This window comes from Nocardia sp. NPDC004123, assembly GCF_053603795.1.
This window is the reverse complement of sequence record NZ_JBSGGG010000019.1, coordinates 127,261-145,257: the sequence shown is the minus strand read 5'-3', so window position 1 is coordinate 145,257 and position 17,997 is coordinate 127,261. Positions and strand designations below refer to the sequence as shown.

Below are 17,997 nucleotides of genomic sequence, written 5' to 3'. Positions count from 1 at the left end.
GGTGGGGCCGGGTGTTTTCCGCGAGCAGCCCCGGCCCCACCCGTGATCACCGCGGAGCGGTCAGCAGCGCGTGGGCGGCGGCCTCGATCGCCGCCTCGTCCAGCAGCACCGCCGCGGCGGCCGGACCCAGCGGCACGAAACTGTCGGCGCTGGTGACACGGGCCACGCGGCCCTCGAAACCGGCATCCAGCAATGCCGCGCACACCGCCTCGGAAACGCTCCCGCTGCGGCGGGTCTCATCGGCGACGAGCACGCGGCCCGTGGCGCGCGCATGCTCGACCAGATCCGCCACCGGCAGCGGCGCCAGCCAGCGCAGATCCAGCACCCGCGCGTGAATCCCCTGCGCGGCCAGCCGCTCCGCCACCCGCAGGCTCATCGGCACGCCATTGGCGAAGCTCACGATGGTGAGATCCGCGCCGGTGCCGTACACGCGGGCGCGCGCGATCTCGGCATGGCGCACACCGGAAATCGGCGCCAGCCAGCCGCCGTCCCCGGCGCGATACAGGTCCCGGGTGTGATAGAGCGCGATCGGCTCGAGAAACACGCACACCCGCCCGTCCACCCGCGCCGCCGAGACGCACGTGCGCAGCATCGTCGCCGCATCGTCGGCCCGGGCCGGCACGGCGATCACCAGGCCGGGGATATCCCGCAGCGCCGCAAGGGAATTGTCATTGTGGAAATGCCCGCCGAACCCCTTCTGGTAAGCCAGACCCGCGATCCGCACCACCACCGGATTCCGGTACCGCCCGCCCGAGAAGAACGACAGTGTCGCCGCCTCCCCCCGCAACTGATCCTCGGCATTGTGCACATAGGCCAGGTACTGAATCTCCGGAATCGGCACGAACCCCGCCAGCCCCGCCCCCAGCGCGGTCCCCAGCACACTCTGCTCATCGAGCAGCGTGTCGAAAACCCTGCGCCCCCCGAAACTCTGCTGCAACCCCTTCGTCACCCCGTACACCCCACCCTTACGCCCCACATCCTCCCCGAACACCAGCACATCCGGATCGCGAGCCAGCAACTCCGCCAGCGTGTGATTCACCGCCTGCGCCAGGGTGAGGGGCTCGCCGGAAACCGATGAAGAAGGTGCTGCCGACGAAATCCCCTGTGCCGCAACCTGGCTCGCTGATACGTCGGCGGCCGCTCGCGTGGTGGCGGCCAGGCCCGATATCCCGTCTCCCGCGTCCGGGGTAGCGGGAGCCGGACGGGCGATTGCGCCAGCCGAATCCACGGCAGCGGCGGTGTGGGATGTGACTGGGTCGGTGGGTATCCGGGCCGCGGCGTTCGGGTTTCGGGGACCGGCGAGTTGCGGCGCATCGGGCCCGGCGCCGCCGGCCCGATCCAGGTCGGGCCCGGTGCGCAGGACGTCGGCCCGGATCGCGGCCGGGTGGGCGGGGGCGAGCGGGGCGGTGATCTCGGCGGCCGAGTGCAATTTCGGTTCGTGCCAGGCGGCTTCGGCGGCCTTGGCGACCTGGTCGCCGATCTCGTCGTAGCGCCTGACGATCTCGGCGGGGGTGGTGACGCCGGTGGTGACGAGCAGGCGGGCGGTGGCGGTCACCGGGTCGCGGCGCAGGTCCGCGGTGATGTCGGCGGGGCGGCGGTAGGCCGATTCCACATCGGAGCCCGCGTGGCCGAGCAGCCGCACGGTGCGCAGGCGCAGGAAGGCCGGTTTCCGGTGTGCGCGTACATGATCCGCGGCCGCGGTCGCCGCCGTCAGCGCCGCGGGCAGGTCCGTGCCGTCGGCATCGAAGTACGCGAGTCCCGGCCGGGATCCGTAGGCCTGCTCGATCCAGGTGCGCGGAGTGGGCACGCTGATGCCCAGGCCGTTGTCCTCGCAGACGAACAGGATCGGCATCGGCACGCCCTGGTGGGCGGTGTGGATCGCGGTATTGATGGCCCCGGCGGCGGTCGAATGATTGGCCGAGGCGTCGCCGAAGCTGCACACCACCACCGCATCCTCGGGCCACTCGGTGTGCAGGCGCAGCTGCGCGGCCCGGTCGAGGGCGAACGCCAGGCCGACCGCGCGCGGCAGGTGCGAGGCGATGGTGGAGGTCTGCGGAATGATGTGGGCCGGCTTGCTACCGAAAACCTTGTGCCGCCCACCGGAAATCGGGTCCGCGGCCGCCGCCACGACACCCAGCATCACATCGCGGAGCGGATCCAGGCCGGGCACCTGCCGGGCGCGGTGCACGAAGAACGCGCCGGACCGATAGTGCAGCAGCGCCGGATCGGTGACCCGCAGTGCCGCCGCCACCGCGACATTGCCCTCGTGTCCCGACGAACCGATGCTGTAGTACCCGTGCCCCTCCCGGGTGAGCCGCCGCGCGGCCAGATCCAGCTGCCGGGACGCGGCCTGGGCGTCGAACAGTTCCAGGCACCGCGCCCCGGTCAATCCGGTGGCGGCGTCGATCGGTTCCCGGTGCGCGCGAGCCGCTCCCGGCGTCGTCGCCGCCACCTCCGCGCGAAACCACTGATCCAGCTCAGCTTCCCGATCGTTGATGACGCCCTCCCATGGTTCGAGTTCGCCGGGACCTCAGCGTAGGTGTGACACCGCGCGATCGGCGGCAACAGCGGATCTGTCGGCCAGTCTGTCCAGAGTGCCGAGCGCAGGCCCGTCGCGGGTGTATTTCCACCATGTTGATGACTTTTTCGGAAGTATTCCAGTTGATATCGCCATCATGGCTGTGGATTTCCGAAGACGCGGTCGCAGCCGCTCAGCGCCGCCAGGCATCGCGCGCCAGCATGTCGGTGATCAACGCGGACGGCCGCGAATCGGCATGAAATTCGGTGCGCAGCAACTCGCAGGCCTCCGCGAACCCGATTCCCGCCGCCCTCTGGTTTGCCGTGAGTGTGTGGTCAGCTGGGTACAGAACTCGCTGACCGTCGAACGCTCGGGTCGCACCAGAATGCAGTGCTTGCTCACCCGCTCCCGGGTCACTCCGCGCGCAGTTTCAATCCCGTGTCGTTGCCGGAGTTGCGGATGGTGAGTTCGTTGGAATCGATGGTGGCCTTGGTTTTCCCGTCCAGTGCGTGCAGCACCTGCTGCTCGACCTCCATGACCTGCGGGTCGCACATCATGCGGGTGGTCGCGATCTGGAAGGTGACAGTGCCGTCGTCGATCTGGGCCGTGCCGGTCATGCTGTTGCAGCCCGCGCTGCCCGAAACCTCGCCGTCCGGGGTGATGGTGAGGGCGGGGCGGACCTCGTCGAGGGTGGCCGAGTGGACCTCGGCGTCGGGGCGCAGCAGGGCGGTCACGATCCAGGGCGTGTCGACCAGCGGTTTGTCCGGGTGGGCAGCCTTGCGGTCGAGCATGGTGACGGTGGAGCCGTTGCCCTTCAGGGTGAGCGTGTCGCCGGTCAGCGTCCAGGTCGGCTGGGAGCGCAGCAGCCCGTCCTGCCAGCCGTCCGCGCCCGCGAGATCGCCCGGGCATGCCATGAGCGTGGTCGCCATCTCGCCTACCTGGATTGTATTGCCTTGCAGGTCAACGGGTCCGGTGGCGGTATTACAGCCGGAGGTGGCCGAGACGCGCCCGTCGGCGAAGGTCAGGGTCAGCGGCCCGCCACCCGGGATCGGGGTGCCCGCTACCGCGGTCGAGACGAAGGAGCGGCCCATGAGCGAGGCGGGCGGGGTGTAGTTGACACCGCCATTGGAAGAGCATCCGGCCGCGGTCACGGCGGTCAACGCGAGCAAGACCCACAGACGAGTTGCTGGCATATGCCCGATCGTACGGCGATCACACCGGCATCCCGAGTGCCGACGCGAGCGTCCGCCCGATCGAGGTCACGAACGAACCCCGCAGCTCAGCCGTGGGCGAGCGCCTGGTCGGTGAGTGCGCCGATGACCGGTCCGAGTGTCCGCGCGTAGCTGACCGTGACATGGTTGTCGTCGCGGTACACCAGGGTGTTGCCGACGATCAGGGGACAGCGGACGGCAGTGCAGAACAGCGAGGTGAGATCGGCGTACCGGCCGCCTCCGGCGACCGCCGCGGTCTGCTCGGCCACGACACCCGCGTCGTTCACCGCGACCGGTCGCTCGGGGGTGCACGCCAGGGCATCGTCGATGTGCTCGGACAGGCACGCCGGCACGGTGGTGTGCGGATCGGGGATCGGCCCGAGAACGAGGACGGCCGAGCCGATCGCGCGCAGCTGGGCAACCAGGCGAGTCAGGCCATCGATCCAGGCAGCGTCATAGGAGACGAAGCCGAAGTCTCCGCCATAGCGTCGGGACATACTCACCACGATCAGCCGGGGGCGTTCGCTCTGCAGCCGCGTCAGCACCTGGCCGCGCCATTGCTCGCATTCGGTGTACTCCCGGTCCAGATAAGGACTCGTAATGGGCAGGTCGAGCAGTGGGCAGGTGACCTTCGCCATGGTTTCCAGCCGCCAGCCCCGCGCCGCGGCGATCGGCTCCAAGGCCGGACTCCACATCGCGGCGTGCGAATCACCGACCAGGGCCACCGTGGTGTCCGAGTCCGGATTACCCGAGGCGCACTCGGGCTGGCCCACATCGCGCCAGGAGCGCACACACCCGTTGTTGAACACGTCCGCCTTGTCGCCGGACGCGTTGCCGAGCGAGGGGGTGAGATTCGACGGGACAGCCCGGATTTCGGCCGAGTCGGCGACCGCCGACCGAGTTTGCGTCACCAGCTGCCGAACCGCCTCGTCGAGGGGGTCGGCGGCAGGAGCGGACGGTGCAGCTGGTGCGACGAGCGTGAGCGCCGGCGCCGACATACCGCGGCCGACCGGGGCGGGGACGAGCATGAGCAGTGCCACCACCACACAGATGGCGACAGCAGTGCACGCGCCGCCACAGGCGAGGCTGAGCCGGGCAGAGCTCCGCAACAATGCCGCGAAGCGGGCCGGATTCTCGACCGACCAGTGCGTCAGCAGGGCGAGTCCGCCGGTCATCATGACCGCGCCGAGTGCGCCGACTCGCCCGAGCGGGTGGCCGAGCGCCAGGGGCGCCAGCAGCAACACCGGCCAATGCCACAGATACAAGGTGTAGGACAGGCCGCCGATCGCCCGCACCCGACCCGGAGCCAGTACCCGGCCGACCCCGAATCGTGGTGCGGCACAGCCGGACACGATCACCAGAGCCGTGCCCAGGACCGGCAGCAGCGCCGCGGCGCCGGGATACGGTGTCCTGCCGTTCAGCTGGGTGCAGGCCGTGACGATCAGGACCATGCCGATCCATCCGGCGAGCGCAGCCAACGATTTCGGCAGCCGGGACCATGCGACGGCCGAGAGCGCCACCATGCCGCCGGCCGCCAGCTCCCAGGCCCGAGCGGGCAGTGAGAAGAAGGCCCAGGGCGGCAGCACACGGGTCCACACCAGCGAGATCGTGAACGAAGCGGCCGCGACAACCGCGAGCACGATCAGATACGGCAGCAGCGTGGCCGATCCGGTTCGGCGCCGCCGCACGAGCCAGGCCGTCGCCATGATGAGCACCGGCCACAGCAGATAGAACTGCTCCTCCACCCCGAGCGACCAGAACTGCTGGAACGGCGACGGCGGCGCATCGGCGGCGAGGTAGTCGGTACCGTGCAGGGCGAGCCGGTAGTTCCCGGCGTACAACGCGCTCGCGATCCCGTCGCCGAGGACCTGGCGGGCCTGCAACGGCGGCAGCAGTACCGCCGCGCCGATCGCGGTGGTGACCAGGACGATGCTCGCCGCGGGCAGCAGCCGACGAGCCCGTGCACCGTAGAACCGGGCCAGCTCGATGGTGCCGGTGGCCGTCGCCTCCCGGCAGAGTATTCCGGTGATCAGGAAGCCCGATATCACGAAAAAGACATCCACGCCGACGAATCCACCACCGAGCCCGGGCGCACCCGCATGGAAGAACACGACGGCCAGGACCGCGACTGCTCGCAACCCTTCGATATCGGGCCGAAATCCCGCCCGGGGCGGCGATGCCTGCTGAACCCGGTCTGCCTGCCGATTTATCAATCCGCTCCCGGCCGTGTCCGTCATGGGGCTGCATTGTTATCGATCGTGTGGGCCATGTCACCGCGACTCTCCGGGTGGTCCCATTTGCCGCTTCGCCCGCGCACCATCGTCGTGCGGCCCTTGTCGATCACGTCCTGCCACGGCCGGGCCGGAAGTTTTCTGCACGCCACGCGGCCATCGCAGAGGTCTGCCATCAACGCACCACCGTCAGCTCATCGGCTACACCGCCACCATGGAACACCTTGGCGCCCAGGACAATCCGCTCGATGTGGCGCTGCGCTTCCCGCGCCGGGCCCAACGACTACCACGAGATCGTGGCCGCCCTCCATCTCGTGGAGGACAATGCTGGCGGTTTACTCCGCCGACGCCTCGACCCCGGCGGCGCCGAGTTGACCTTGCCGCTACGTCAACTCATAGCGTCGAGGTCATGAGCGAGCCCACCGAGCCGGCCATCGACCGGACCATCTACCCCATGCCCATGTTCGCCACCTTCCGGGTGCGCGACCTCGCCGCCGCGACCGCCTGCTACCGGGCCGCCGGATTCATCGCGCTGGCAACCATTCCCGGCGCGGACGGCACACCCGTCCTGGTGCACCTGCGGCGGATGAAATACCAGGACCTGCTGCTGGTCCCGGGCCAACCGGCGCCGGGCAGCACGACGGTCACCTTCGCCGCCGGCGGCGCGGACCTCACCGCACTGGCGACAACCCTGCGGGAGTGCGATCTCCCGGGCCTGGGCGTGGACGGTCCCGCGGACACCGCGTGGTACACCACCGATGTCACCCTCGACGACCCGGACGGCAACCGGGTCATCTTCACCGCACCCCGCGAGGCCGAGCTGGACCGGGCCAAGGAATGGGCGGCGACCTTCGAGGGCGACTGGGCCGGCAAGAATTAGCGACGACACGGGAGAGCTTCGTGGAGTGGACGATTCGGCAACTGAGGTCGTATCCCGCTGGGGTGAACGCGCTTTCGCCGTGAGCAACCAGTGGTGGCACGGCAAGTCGTTGCGGGAGCAGCGGGAGTGGAAGCGTGACACCGACGATCTGATCGCCTGCCGGATCGCCGCCCGCAAGGACGGGTGCGCTCCGGACTCCGAGCGCGCGCAGGCGCTGGCCGCCCGGCACGTGGCGTGGTTGCGGACCATCCCCGGAACGCCACTGGCGGACGGTGATCGGGAGCGCTCCATCGCCATGATCTGCGGTCTCGGGCGCATGTACGTCGAGGACGAGCGGTTCGCCGCGACCTACGGCGGACCCGAACACGCTGCGTTCGTGCGTGATTCGCTCGACGAATACGTGCGCCGGACACTGTGAAGCCCTGCCGGGCCGCGAAACGCGTGCCCGGCAGGGCTTTTCACGCGCGCACGGCTCAGCTGCCGTAGACCTGGCTGGCGGTGAACGAGAACTGGTGTCCCATCGAGCTGCACTGCACCCCGCCGCGGTAACCCTGCGTGCACGTCGCGCCCGCGTAGCTGATGCTGGCCGGAGACCACGCGTCACCGCTGGACGGCAGTGCCTGGTTGCCGCCGGGCTGGGTGTGGCCGCCGCCGCTCCACTCCGGATGGGCGGGCCAGGCGGTGTTGTCGATGATCGCGGCCGGGGCGTACGGCACCGGATAGACCTGGCCATTGGGCCCGGCCAGCGACACGTACATCAGCACGCCCGCCGGGTTGATATCGCAGCCGACAATGCCATTGGCGGCGATCGAACAGTTGAAGCCACCGATATTGAAGAAAGCGGTGTCTCCGATGAGGAAACCCGACGGATCGGTGGGGTCGGCGGAAGCGACGCCGGTGCTGAGGAACAAGGCGCTCCCGGCCGCGGCGGCGAGCAGGACAGATCGAGTTTTCATCGTCATGAGTGCCTCTCCTGTAGTGAACCACCTTCGATAGCTGGTCATGTGCTGTTCGTTTCAGCACTGGTTAACGGATACTACAGGCGGGCTCGCTAGTCCTGTGGTGGAGGCGGGAATACTGGGTAGGCTGCCCTTCTCCCGTGTTGATAGCTGAAAATAAGCTGTCGGCGTGATGGGGAATTCATCGACCTCACGGCCCTGACTGCGGCCCCGGAAATTCGGTTGCGGCTTTCCCTGGTCGGCTGCGAATGTTGTTGTACCGCAAGCTCGATGGGCGGCGGTCTCGAAAGGTTCCGGCCTGTGGAGGTCAGCCGGTCTTGAAAACCGGAGGCGGGCAACGTGTCCCGGGGGTTCGACTCCTCGGCTTTCCGCGGTGTTCCGTCGTGAGACGGGACCGAATGGCGTAGTTGCTCTGTCGGCACGGGCAGCCTGACTTTCACTCAGGACCCACGTCGGTTCGACTCCGACCTACGTCACCAAGGACTTCGTGGCGCGCCGGCGCGGCTGCCCTGGCTCTTGCTCGGGACAGCCCAAAGCGGCCCCGAAACCGTGACGGTTCAGTCGGCGAGATGATTTGCCCGGGGCTAAAATCTGGTTAGCTTCGTTGGCGCGACACGCGCAGAACAAACGCTGATTGTGATGGGACTGGGCCGGGATCCTGATCCGGCTGCCGGCGGACGCTGTTCACCGTCGCTGCCGCGACCGCCGTCGCTCCTCGGCCGTTCGTCACCAGTGGTCGCCGGCCGGATGATCAATCGACGATCTCGATGAGATCCAGGCGCAGCAGGACCGCATACAGCTCACGCAACGGCACGGCGAGCATCTGCGTCAGTGCCCCCGTCAATGGATCCGATCCGCCGCTCACACCAGTACTGATCACACTCGACACACTGCGGATCCCAGGCGTCGAACACTCGAACGCACTATGACCGGGAGGCAACAAATGGCCGAAAAACCACCAACCGGCCACGAGAACGCCGTCGACCGTGTGCTGGCCGCGCAGGGTTTCGCCGTAGACCTGCCGGTGATCGGCCGGGTTCGCATCCCCCGGCCCGAGCAGTTGGCGTACTACGGCGTACTGGGCGCGCTGGCCGCAGCGGAGATCATCGAATGGCCCGTCGCGCTGGTCCTCGCAACGGGCCATTGGCTGCTGCACGATCAGCACAATCGCATCGCTCATCAGATCGGCGAAGCCCTCGAAGAGGCGTAGATCCAATTTGCAATAGCAACTGGTCTGCAATTTCGGCCGCTCGGGTAGTGGAAATATCCTCGCTACAGCGGTCGGAACTGGTCGGCACCGCCTGGAAATGGCATTTTCTTCCTACGCCTCACGCGGACGAGTTGAGTGCACCGCCTTTCGTTTCGATAACGTAGGGCCGATCAGAGCATCGCGGAGTATTCTGGCAACGCACTAGTTTCCGCAGGAAGTTCTTTGCGCTACCTACGACGACTGGGGTGTGATGAGCAGCGTTGCATCGGACACTGTGAGAACGCTCGAGGCTACGGCATCGGCGAGTGTGCATGCGGTTGAGGCGGCCGGCGGAGCCGTCGTCGGCGCGGTGACCGGCGCGGCGCGCGGCACAGTCGAGGGCGCCGTATCCGGCGCTCGTAGTGGGATGGACCTGTCTGCCGCCACCGTGCTCGGCGTCGTTGCGGCCGGTTTGACCGGCCTGATCGAGTGGCCCGTGGCCGCCGCCGCGGGCGGCGTCGCGGGTGCGGTCTATCTGTTGCGGCGCGCCAGAACCGAATCCGGGAATCAGGACACGTCCGAACAACCGCGGCCGCGGGAGCGTAAGAGCACTCGGCCGAAGCAGTCCACTGCGGGTTCGCGACGGCCGCGAACCGCCGCACAGTAGTGGTCTCCCTGCGCGGTCTGGCCACTGCGCCGATCCGGCTGCCCCTCGCGGCCACCGGAGCCACGGTGGGATTGCTCCGGCGGCCGGTCACGGTGGCGTCGCGGCTGGCGGACCCGGCAGCCGCTCGAACAGTCGCCGAATTCACCGAAGGCATCGGCCGGGAACTCGGCGCGCTCGCAGACCCGCGGCGCATGCGTACGCAGCGGCGGATCACGCTGCATGCCAACCGTATTCACGCCGAGGTTCGCGGCCTGCAGTCGGCACAGAGCGCTCGGGTAGCCGAGTTGGCGCGCAAGCACCTCGAGCAGGAACCGGAGGTGTGCTGGTTCCAGGTCAATGCCGCCACCGGGCGGGTCGTCGTGGCCGCGGACCCGCAACGCCTGTCTCCGGCACAGCTGGAAGCGATCCTGGAACGCGTCGAAGATCTCGCCGGAACCAGTACGGAGCCGTGGAGCCGTCGACTCGAGCACCCCTCCGATCGGGAGCCGGTATTGACATCCGCGCTGCAGCTGGCCGGCGATCTCATCGGGATCGGTGTGGTCGTCACCGGGCGGTTGCTTCCGGCACCGCCGCCGGCCCACGTAGTCCGGGGAGCGGTGGCTCTCGTGGACGGACAGCCGAGGTTGCGCGGCGCACTGGAAGCCCAGCTCGGCCGCCACCGCGCCGATACCGTGATCACGATCGGAAATGCCGTGGGTCAGGCATTGGATTCGGAAGTGACCGGCCTGTGCGCCGACGCGATGCAGCGGGCGGTGCGGCTGGTCGAGGCCGCCGCTCGCTTCGCGCAGTGGCGGCGCTGGGAAGAGCTGATCGCCGACCCGGACCTGCCGGGTGTCGACGTCTACGATCCGCCCGAGCCGCGGCCGCTACCGCTGCCGCACGGACCGATCGAGCGCTGCACCGAACAGGTCAGCGCCGCCGCGGCGCTGACCTCGGCGGCAACGCTGGTCGGCGGCCGCGCGGTCGCCGACGCCGCCGACGCCGTGGCGGCGGGCGTGCCGAAGGCGGCGCGGGCCGGTCGCGAGACCTTCGCCGGTGCGCTGTCGACCCTCATGGCGGCGCGCGGCGTGCTGACCCTCGATCCGTTCATGTGGCGCCGCATGGACCGGGTTTCCGCGGTGGTCGTCGACCGGGATGCTGTGCGCGGTCAACGCGCGGTGGTCCTCGACGCCGAATCCCGCGACGACAGCTGGCGGGTCGAGCACGTGTGGAGCGCCGCCCAGCGGCTGCTCTGGTGCGATGGTGAGGAACTGCCCATCCCACCACCACCCGAGCATCGGCGTGAGAATCTGCATCTGGACACCGACGCCGGCCCGCGACTCGGCAGCGACACCGATCCTCCCGGCCCGGACAGCGATCCAGGGGGCCCGCGCTGGCACCTGCTGCACGAGCACGGACACGTGGTCGGGCGGGTGCTGATCGGGAGCGAGCCACATCCGGGTGCTGCCGGATTGCTGTCCACCGCCCGCCAGGCGGGCCTGCGGGTGGTGCTCATCGGTGACGAGAGCACCGGCGAATTGCGTCGCAGCGCCGATGAATTCGTGCTCGCCGGCGGGTCGGTGTCCGGGCTGGTACGGCGACTGCAACAGCAGGGGCACGTGGTGGCGGTGGTCAGTGGCGAGGCGCATCGCGCCCTGGCCGCCGCCGATCTGGGCATCGGTATCGCCTCCCGGACTCCCGGCGCTCCGGCACGCATCCCCTGGCAGGCGGACGTGGTGTGCCCGGATCTGAGTTCGGCACGGCAGATCATCGCCGCTACCGGCCAGGCACGCAATGTCAGTGAGCGCGGCCGGGTCCTGACGCTGTCGGCGGCCACGCTCAGCGGTCTGTTGCTCGCGTCCGGTCCCGCGGAGTCTCGCGCGGCGCGAGCCACCAGCCCGGTCACGGCGGCCACCCTGATGGGGTTGGCAACGGGTCTGAACGGCGGGCGCCGGGCCGCCCGCGCGACCGGGCCGGCCGAGGTGCGGCTGGTGCCGTGGCATGCACTGGAACCGGACGAGGTGCTGGCGCGCCTACCCGCCCCGCGCCGGTCGGCGCCGCCGCCTCGCTCGCACGTCACCACCGTCGTCAGCCGGATATCGCAGCGATTGGCCACGCCCGCAACGAGTCTCGCCGGTCTGGTCGCCGATGTGCGCCGCGAGCTGGCCGATCCGATGACCCCACTGCTGGGTGTCGGCGCGGTCGCCTCCGCGCTGCTCGGCTCACCTACCGACGCCGTGCTCGTCGGCACGGTGCTGGGGCTCAATGCCACGGTGTCGGCCCTGCAGCGCCGCCGCGCCCGGCTGTCGCTGGACAAACTCCTGCTCGGCGAGCGGTTGACCGCTCGGCGGCTCACCGAGGACGGCGAAATCGAGACTCCCGCAGACGGTCTGCTGGCTGGTGATGTGATCGCTCTGGCCACCGGCGAGGTGGTCCCCGCGGATGCGCGGCTGCTGGAGACCGATGGACTGGAAGTGGACGAGTCCGGCCTCACCGGCGAGACCGTGACCGTGGAAAAGCAGACCCCCGCCACACCCGGCGCCCTGCTGGCAGAACGGACCGGCATGGTGTTCGAGGGCAGCGTCGTGGTCAGCGGTGAGGCGACCGCGGTCGTGGTGGCGGTCGGAACCGCCACCGAGGCCGGTCGTGCCCTCGCCGCCGCCGGGCCGCCCCCCAGCGGCGGTGTGCAGGAACAGCTGCGCAGCTTGACCGAACGCGTGCTGCCGTTCACCCTCGGCGGCGGAACCGCCGTAACCGTGACCAGTTTCCTGCGTGGGCTGCCGCTGCGCCCGGCCCTCGCCGACGGGCTGGCCGTGGCCGTCGCCGCCGTCCCCGAGGGACTGCCGCTGGTGGCGACGGTCGCCCAACTGGCCGCCACCCGCCGCCTGTCCCGCCGCGGCGTGCTGGTCCGCTCCAGCCGCACCATCGAGGCACTCGGCCGCGTCGACACCATGTGCTTCGACAAGACCGGCACCCTCACCGAGGGACAATTGCGGCTGGTCGCGGTTGCCGATCTCGACCAGACGTGGGACAGCGACCATCTCGCGAGCACGCCACAGTCGCGGGGGCTGCTCCGCGCCGCCGCCTACGCCTGCCCCAACCCTGACGATGCCCCACTGGTACACGCCACCGACCGCGCTGTCGTCGAGGCGGCACACACATATCTGGGCCACCGACCGCCCCATGCCTGGGCTCCCATCGAGGAGTTGCCGTTCGAGAGCTTCCGCGGCTACTCCGCGGCGGTGGGCAACACCGGTCAGCACATCCGGCTCGCCGTCAAAGGCGCCCCGGAAGTGCTGCTGCCACATTGTGATCACGTCCTGCGCACCGACGACGAAGGCCGCCGGGAGGCCCGGCCGTTCACGCCCGAGTGCCGCGCCGCCGCGGAGGCGGCGGTACGCCGGCTGGCCGCGCAGGGGCTGCGGGTGCTGGTGGTGGCACGGCGCGACTTCGCCTCCGCTCCCCGCGATCTCACCGAAGAGATCGAGCAACTCACCCTTCTCGGCTTCCTCGGTATCGCCGACAGCCCGCGCCCGCAGGCACTGGAACTGCTTGCCGAATTGGCCCGCAACGACATCAGCGTGCGGATGATCACCGGTGATCACCCGGTCACCGCGCGCGCGGTCGCCGAACAGCTCGCCATCCCCGCCGACACGGTGGCCACCGGGGCCGATCTGGACCTGCTGGACGAGGACGGCCAAGCCGAACTCATCGAGCAGGCAACGGTTTTCGCGCGGGTATCGCCTGAACACAAAGTGCGCATCGTGTCCGCACTCCAACGCCGCGGGCACACGGTGGCGATGGCAGGCGACGGCAGCAACGATGCGGCCGCCATCCGCACCGCCGATGTCGGTATCGGGCTGGCCGCTCGCGGGTCGGTCGCCGCACGGGAGGCCGCGGACCTGATCCTCACCGACACCGGCAAGGTCCTCGACCTCACCGTGCTGCAGGAGGCACTGGCCGAGGGCCGTGGCATGTGGCAGCGAGTACGCGACGCGATCGGCGTGCTGGTCGGCGGCAACGCCGGTGAGGTGGCGTTCACCGTCCTGGGCACGCTGCTGTCCGGCCGAGCCCCGATCGGCACCCGGCAATTCCTGGTGGTGAACCTGCTCACCGACCTCGGTCCGGCAATGGCGCTCACACTCTCGGACACCCGGCCCGCCGACGACACCGAAACGGCCGACAGGACACTCGGGCCACCGCCCGGTATCGGCAGCGACTTCCTGCAAGCCGTCGCCGTGCGCGGCGCCTGCACCACCATCGGCGCCGGCGCGGCATGGCTGCTCGGCCGCGCCACCGGCCGGCGCCGCCGCGCGGAAACGATGGCACTGGCCGCCCTGATCGGTACGCAGCTCGGGCAGACCCTGGTGATCGGCCGGCACAGCCGCCTGGTCTGGGTGACCGTGGCAGGCAGCTCCGTGGTTCTCGCCACGATCATCATGGTGCCCGGAGTGAACCGGTTCTTCGGGTGCGTACCACTGGGACCGGTAGCGTGGTCGATCGTGCTGGGCTGCGCCACAACCGGCACCTGTGCGGCCCTGCTCGCCGGCCGCGCCCTGTCCGGGCCGCCGCCCGACGTGGCAGGTTCGTCGGCTTAGCTCAATGGTCATAGCGGCTTAGCTCAGGTCATAGCGCCGCCCGGAGAAGGCCGGGCCTTTTCGATGACGGAGTCTCGACGAGGGCTGAGACAATTCCTCATGCGAACATCCACAGTCGTCGTGCTTGCCGTGGCAGCCGCGGTGCTGGTCGCGGTGCATGCAGGTCCCGTTTCCTGGGTTGTCTGGTCCGTGCTGGTCGTACTCGCGACTGCGCTCTGGCTTGTGCGGCGTTGAGCAGGCGCCTCATCGGGGTGTTCCGGCTCGGCAAGATCATCTTTTGGTTTCGGCCGTCACCGTATGCCCCTGGCCACAACGGTTCCTGGCCTGATTCGGGGTGTGCGGTATCGACCGCATACACTGTCGGCCATGCGGATGTTCCTGGATATCCTCCTCGTTATCACCAGTGTGCTGCTGGTGCTGCTGGTGCTGCTGCACCGGGCCAAGGGCGGAGGTCTGTCCAGCCTCTTCGGTGGTGGTGTGCAGTCGAGCTTGTCGGGGTCCACTGTTGTCGAGAAGAACCTCGATCGCATCACGATCTTCCTGGGGTTGATCTGGCTGATCTCCATTCTCGGCATCGGCCTCGAAATCAAGTTCTCCTAGCCCAAGCTCCTGAAATCGCCCGGGCACCACATCGGTGCCCGGGCGATTCGTCGTGCGTGGCAGGGTTCGCCGTGCGCGGCAGGGTTACCGCGGATGACGTTGCACGGGTGACAGATTCGCGAGGGCGGCGCTGAGGGCCCGGCGGGCGTCGGCGCGGCTGATGGGGGTGTCGTCGTCGAGGGCGGCCAGTTCGATGGTGAGGAAGTCGCGGATCAGGTCGGACATGCTCACCCCGCGATGGTCGGCCTCGGCGCGGATGCGCTGATCCATGGCGTAGGGGAGCCGGACCGTGCGCAGCACCGTGACGGGGGTGTCGGGGCCGGGGAGGTCGGGTTCGGGGGCGTCCTCGTCGACGGTGAGGCTGTCGAGGAAGTCGCGGGCTTCGTCGGCCGTGTGCGGGTAGCCCTTGTCCGGATAGTCAGTCATGGTCCGCCTCCCATTGTTCGAACTGGGCGAGAAGCCTTCCGGTCACCGGCCGGACGCCGACGACCTGCTGGTCCCACTGCGACAGCGGACGCACCACCACCGCCAGCGGCTGCCCCGCGCCGGTGCGGCCGATGATCATGAGTGCGGGCAGCCCGCCCGTCCCGCGCACCGGTCGCGGCCAGCGCCGGCCCGGGCCGGTCAGGACCCGCATGATCTCCTCGGGTGCGATGCCGAGCCGGGCCGCGACGTCGAGGGCCCACTCGGGAATCTCATATCCCACGGCCGCATAATACGATCGTAAAACAGCTGGTCGCCACCTGTCGACCAGCCTGTCGCGGACAGCGCGGGCGGGTCGGTGGCAGGAGTGTTGCCAAAGGGTGTTGCCAACTCGCATGACGCGCCGCGCCGCGATCGGCATCATGAACGAATGGACCCGGTGAAGACGGTCGCGCCGAGCCTTGCGGGGGTGCTGGACCGGAATCTGTTCTGGATGGTGTGGAACACCGTATTGGCCTGGATCCCGGTGGCTTTGGCGCTACTGGTGTTCCGCGGCGCGCGCGATGACGAACGGCGACTACCGATTTCGCCGGTGTGGTGGGGCGGATTGGTGCTGTTGCTGCTGTTCCTGCCCAATGCGCCCTATGTGGTGACCGATCTGGTGCACCTGCGCGACGATATCCGCGCGGCCGGCAACGGCCCGGTGGTGACGACGATCCTGCCGGTCTACGGCGCGTTCATCGCCTCCGGTTTCGTCGCCTACTACCTGGTGGTGGCCGAGCTGGGCCGCTTCCTGGAGGCGCGCGGACTGGGCGCTTTGCGCACCCCGGTGACGCTCGCGATCCATTTGCTGTGCGCGATAGGCGTTTTCCTGGGCCGCTGGGTGCGATTGAACAGCTGGGAGCCGGTGGTGCAGCCGCGCGGCACCTTCGATCGCATGATGCTGGCGCTGAGCTGGAATTGGGCACCGGTGCTGATCGCGGCCATGTTCGTGGCAACGGCCCTGGGGCACTTCGTGACCCGGGCCGTGGTGGAGGCGGGCATCGACAGCGCCCGCCGGGGCGCCCGGCTGATCCGAACCCGGAAGTTCGCCTAGCCGAGCGCCCTCGGGGAAATCAGGCGATGCCCAGGCGCTCCTGAGCCAGCACGCGGATCGCCTTCTTGTCCGGCTTGCCGAGCCCGGTCAGCGGCAGCTCCTCGATCACCACCACGTGCTTGGGCACCTGCACCGAACCCTTGCGCTGCTTGACCGCGGCCTGGATCTCGGCGGTGACCACCTCGATCGCGGCCGGATCGGCCCCGGTGGCGGGGTCGAGGACCAGCACGGCGGTCACCGCCTCGCCCCAATGCGCGTCCGGCACACCGACCACCGCGACGGTGACCACCTTCGGGTGTTCGGAGACAACGTCTTCCACCTCGCGCGGGAACACATTGAACCCGCCGGTGACGACCATGTCCTTGGAACGCCCGACGATGAACAGGAATCCGTCCTCGTCCTGGCGGGCCAGATCGCCGGTGCGCAGCCAGCCGTTCTTGAACGTATCGGCCGTGACCTCCGGCAGATTCAGGTAGCCGGCGGCGAGCAGCGGCCCGGAGACACAGATCTCGCCGACCTCACCCTGCGGAACCGGCTTGTCCTCGCCGTCCAGCAGCGCCACCCGGACCGCGACCGAGGGCCGCCCGCACGAGGTGAGCCGCTCCTTGTCGTGCTCGTCCTTGCCCAGGTAGCTGATCGCCATCGGCGCCTCGGACTGCCCGAAGTACTGGGCGAAGATCGGCCCGAAGCGATCGATGGCCTCCTGCAACCGATTCGGGTCGATGGCCGAGGCCCCGTAGTACACCGTCTCCAGCGAGGACAGGTCCCGGGTCTGGGAGTCCGGGTGATCGAGCAGCGCGTACAGCATGGACGGCACCAGCATGGTCGCCGAGATCTTGTGCTCCTCGATGGCGCGCAGCACTTCTCCGGCGTCGAAGCGCGGCAGCACCACGCACTGCCCGCCCAGCAGCACGACCGGCAGGAAGAAGGCCGCGCCCGCGTGCGAGAGCGGCGTGCAGATCAGGAACTTGGGCCGCTTGGGCCACTCCCACTCCGAGAGCTGGATCTGCGTCATGGTGTTCATGGTCAGCGCGGTGCCGATCACGCCCTTGGGCTTGCCGGTGGTGCCGCCGGTGTAGCTGATGGAGATGACATCGGAGGGCAGCAGCTCCACCGCCTCCACCGGATGCGGCGCGTACTTGTCGGCGGTCGCCAGCAGATCCACGCCGACATCGGCGAGCAGTTCGGGCACCGGGCCCAGCACCAGGATCTTGGTCAGCGTCGGCACCATGTCGACCAGTTCCCGGGCGCGCTGCACGAACGCGGGCACCGGATCCAGGATGAGCGTCGAAATGCCCGCGTCGGCAAGCACATACGCGTGATCGTCCAGGCCGCCGATGGGGTGCAGGGCGGTGCGCCGCGAGCCCACGATCTGGCCCGCGCCGATGGTGAACAGCACCTCGGGCCGGTTCAGCGCGAGCACGCCGACCGGGGTGCCGGTGGTGACGCCGTGCTCGGCGAAGGCGTCGATGTAGCGGCTCATGGCGTCGAGCACCTCACCGCCGGTGAGGATGTGGTCGCCGAGGGTGAGCACCGGGCGGTTGCGGTGCCGCTTCAGCCCGGCCACCAGGGCGTGGCCGTTGTGCACCGGCAGCCGCAGCAGGGTGTCGGGATCGAGTGTGGTCATGGGATTCTCAACTCCGTCC

The 17,997-nt window shown here is 69.2% G+C and carries 16 protein-coding genes and 1 tRNA gene; 9 read left to right on the top strand and 8 right to left on the bottom strand.

Going from position 1 to position 17,997, the window contains the following annotated elements; translation table 11 throughout:
* Nucleotides 1-46: 46 nt before the first annotated feature.
* Nucleotides 47-2,452 carry a thiamine pyrophosphate-dependent enzyme gene (locus ACWEQQ_RS27595; protein ID WP_452350274.1) on the bottom strand — a complete coding sequence of 802 codons (2,406 nt, stop codon included), beginning with the start codon at nt 2,450-2,452 and terminating at the stop codon, nt 47-49.
* A 179-nt stretch (nt 2,453-2,631) separates the two neighbouring features.
* On the opposite strand from ACWEQQ_RS27595, the gene ACWEQQ_RS27590 reads away from it, so the two are divergent.
* Nucleotides 2,632-2,778, top strand: coding sequence for a hypothetical protein (locus tag ACWEQQ_RS27590; protein WP_452350273.1), 147 nt, complete (start codon nt 2,632-2,634; stop codon nt 2,776-2,778).
* 153 nt (nt 2,779-2,931) lie between these two features.
* On the opposite strand, the gene ACWEQQ_RS27585 is transcribed toward ACWEQQ_RS27590, so the two are convergent.
* The gene (locus tag ACWEQQ_RS27585) at nt 2,932-3,711 is read right to left on the bottom strand and encodes an META domain-containing protein (protein ID WP_452350272.1); all 780 of its coding nucleotides are present in this window, start codon (nt 3,709-3,711) and stop codon (nt 2,932-2,934) included.
* An 86-nt stretch (nt 3,712-3,797) separates the two neighbouring features.
* Nucleotides 3,798-5,966, bottom strand: coding sequence for an acyltransferase family protein (locus ACWEQQ_RS27580; RefSeq protein WP_452350271.1), 2,169 nt, complete (start codon nt 5,964-5,966; stop codon nt 3,798-3,800).
* Nucleotides 5,967-6,369: 403 nt separating this feature from the next.
* Here ACWEQQ_RS27580 and ACWEQQ_RS27575 point away from each other — a divergent pair, with 403 nt between their 5' ends.
* Both ACWEQQ_RS27575 and ACWEQQ_RS27570 read left to right on the top strand, forming a co-directional pair.
* Entirely contained in the window at nt 6,370-6,840 is a 471-nt protein-coding gene (locus ACWEQQ_RS27575; protein WP_452350270.1) for a VOC family protein, read from the top strand.
* 25 nt (nt 6,841-6,865) lie between these two features.
* Nucleotides 6,866-7,258 carry a TipAS antibiotic-recognition domain-containing protein gene (locus tag ACWEQQ_RS27570; RefSeq protein WP_452350269.1) on the top strand — a complete coding sequence of 131 codons (393 nt, stop codon included), beginning with the start codon at nt 6,866-6,868 and terminating at the stop codon, nt 7,256-7,258.
* A 55-nt stretch (nt 7,259-7,313) separates the two neighbouring features.
* On the opposite strand, the gene ACWEQQ_RS27565 is transcribed toward ACWEQQ_RS27570, so the two are convergent.
* Nucleotides 7,314-7,802, bottom strand: a complete 489-nt coding sequence (locus ACWEQQ_RS27565; protein ID WP_452345304.1) for a hypothetical protein — start codon at nt 7,800-7,802, stop codon at nt 7,314-7,316.
* Between the two features lie 397 nt (nt 7,803-8,199).
* On the opposite strand from ACWEQQ_RS27565, the gene ACWEQQ_RS27560 reads away from it, so the two are divergent.
* Nucleotides 8,200-8,278: transfer RNA gene (locus ACWEQQ_RS27560), tRNA-Glu, on the top strand.
* 272 nt (nt 8,279-8,550) lie between these two features.
* On the opposite strand, the gene ACWEQQ_RS27555 is transcribed toward ACWEQQ_RS27560, so the two are convergent.
* Nucleotides 8,551-8,679 (bottom strand): Rv1535 domain-containing protein, encoded by a 129-nt coding sequence (locus ACWEQQ_RS27555; protein ID WP_452350268.1) that lies wholly within the window; start codon nt 8,677-8,679, stop codon nt 8,551-8,553.
* 63 nt (nt 8,680-8,742) lie between these two features.
* On the opposite strand from ACWEQQ_RS27555, the gene ACWEQQ_RS27550 reads away from it, so the two are divergent.
* The 4 genes from ACWEQQ_RS27550 to secG all read left to right on the top strand — a co-directional run bounded on the left by ACWEQQ_RS27550 (nt 8,743) and on the right by secG (nt 14,832).
* Nucleotides 8,743-9,009, top strand: a complete 267-nt coding sequence (locus ACWEQQ_RS27550) for a hypothetical protein (RefSeq protein WP_452345302.1) — start codon at nt 8,743-8,745, stop codon at nt 9,007-9,009.
* Between the two features lie 307 nt (nt 9,010-9,316).
* Nucleotides 9,317-9,655: a hypothetical protein gene (locus ACWEQQ_RS27545; protein WP_452345301.1), complete on the top strand. Its 339-nt coding sequence runs from the start codon at nt 9,317-9,319 to the stop codon at nt 9,653-9,655.
* Nucleotides 9,656-9,720: 65 nt separating this feature from the next.
* Complete coding sequence (locus ACWEQQ_RS27540) at nt 9,721-14,232, top strand: HAD-IC family P-type ATPase (protein WP_452350267.1); 4,512 nt, start codon at nt 9,721-9,723, stop codon at nt 14,230-14,232.
* 366 nt (nt 14,233-14,598) lie between these two features.
* Nucleotides 14,599-14,832 (top strand): preprotein translocase subunit SecG, encoded by a 234-nt coding sequence (secG, locus tag ACWEQQ_RS27535; RefSeq protein ID WP_040858416.1) that lies wholly within the window; start codon nt 14,599-14,601, stop codon nt 14,830-14,832.
* An 84-nt stretch (nt 14,833-14,916) separates the two neighbouring features.
* On the opposite strand, the gene ACWEQQ_RS27530 is transcribed toward secG, so the two are convergent.
* Nucleotides 14,917-15,258, bottom strand: a complete 342-nt coding sequence (locus ACWEQQ_RS27530) for a hypothetical protein (protein WP_452343171.1) — start codon at nt 15,256-15,258, stop codon at nt 14,917-14,919.
* Nucleotides 15,251-15,538, bottom strand: coding sequence for a hypothetical protein (locus ACWEQQ_RS27525; RefSeq protein ID WP_354846545.1), 288 nt, complete (start codon nt 15,536-15,538; stop codon nt 15,251-15,253). Before ACWEQQ_RS27525 ends, ACWEQQ_RS27530 begins: the two co-directional genes overlap by 8 nt.
* Nucleotides 15,539-15,685: 147 nt before the next feature.
* On the opposite strand from ACWEQQ_RS27525, the gene ACWEQQ_RS27520 reads away from it, so the two are divergent.
* Entirely contained in the window at nt 15,686-16,351 is a 666-nt protein-coding gene (locus ACWEQQ_RS27520) for a DUF1361 domain-containing protein (RefSeq protein WP_452350266.1), read from the top strand.
* Nucleotides 16,352-16,370: 19 nt separating this feature from the next.
* Here ACWEQQ_RS27520 and fadD8 read toward each other — a convergent pair whose 3' ends face one another.
* On the bottom strand, nt 16,371-17,978 hold the full coding sequence (gene fadD8 / locus ACWEQQ_RS27515; RefSeq protein WP_452350265.1) for a fatty-acid--CoA ligase FadD8: 1,608 nt from the start codon (nt 17,976-17,978) through the stop codon (nt 16,371-16,373).
* Nucleotides 17,979-17,997 lie beyond the last annotated feature (19 nt).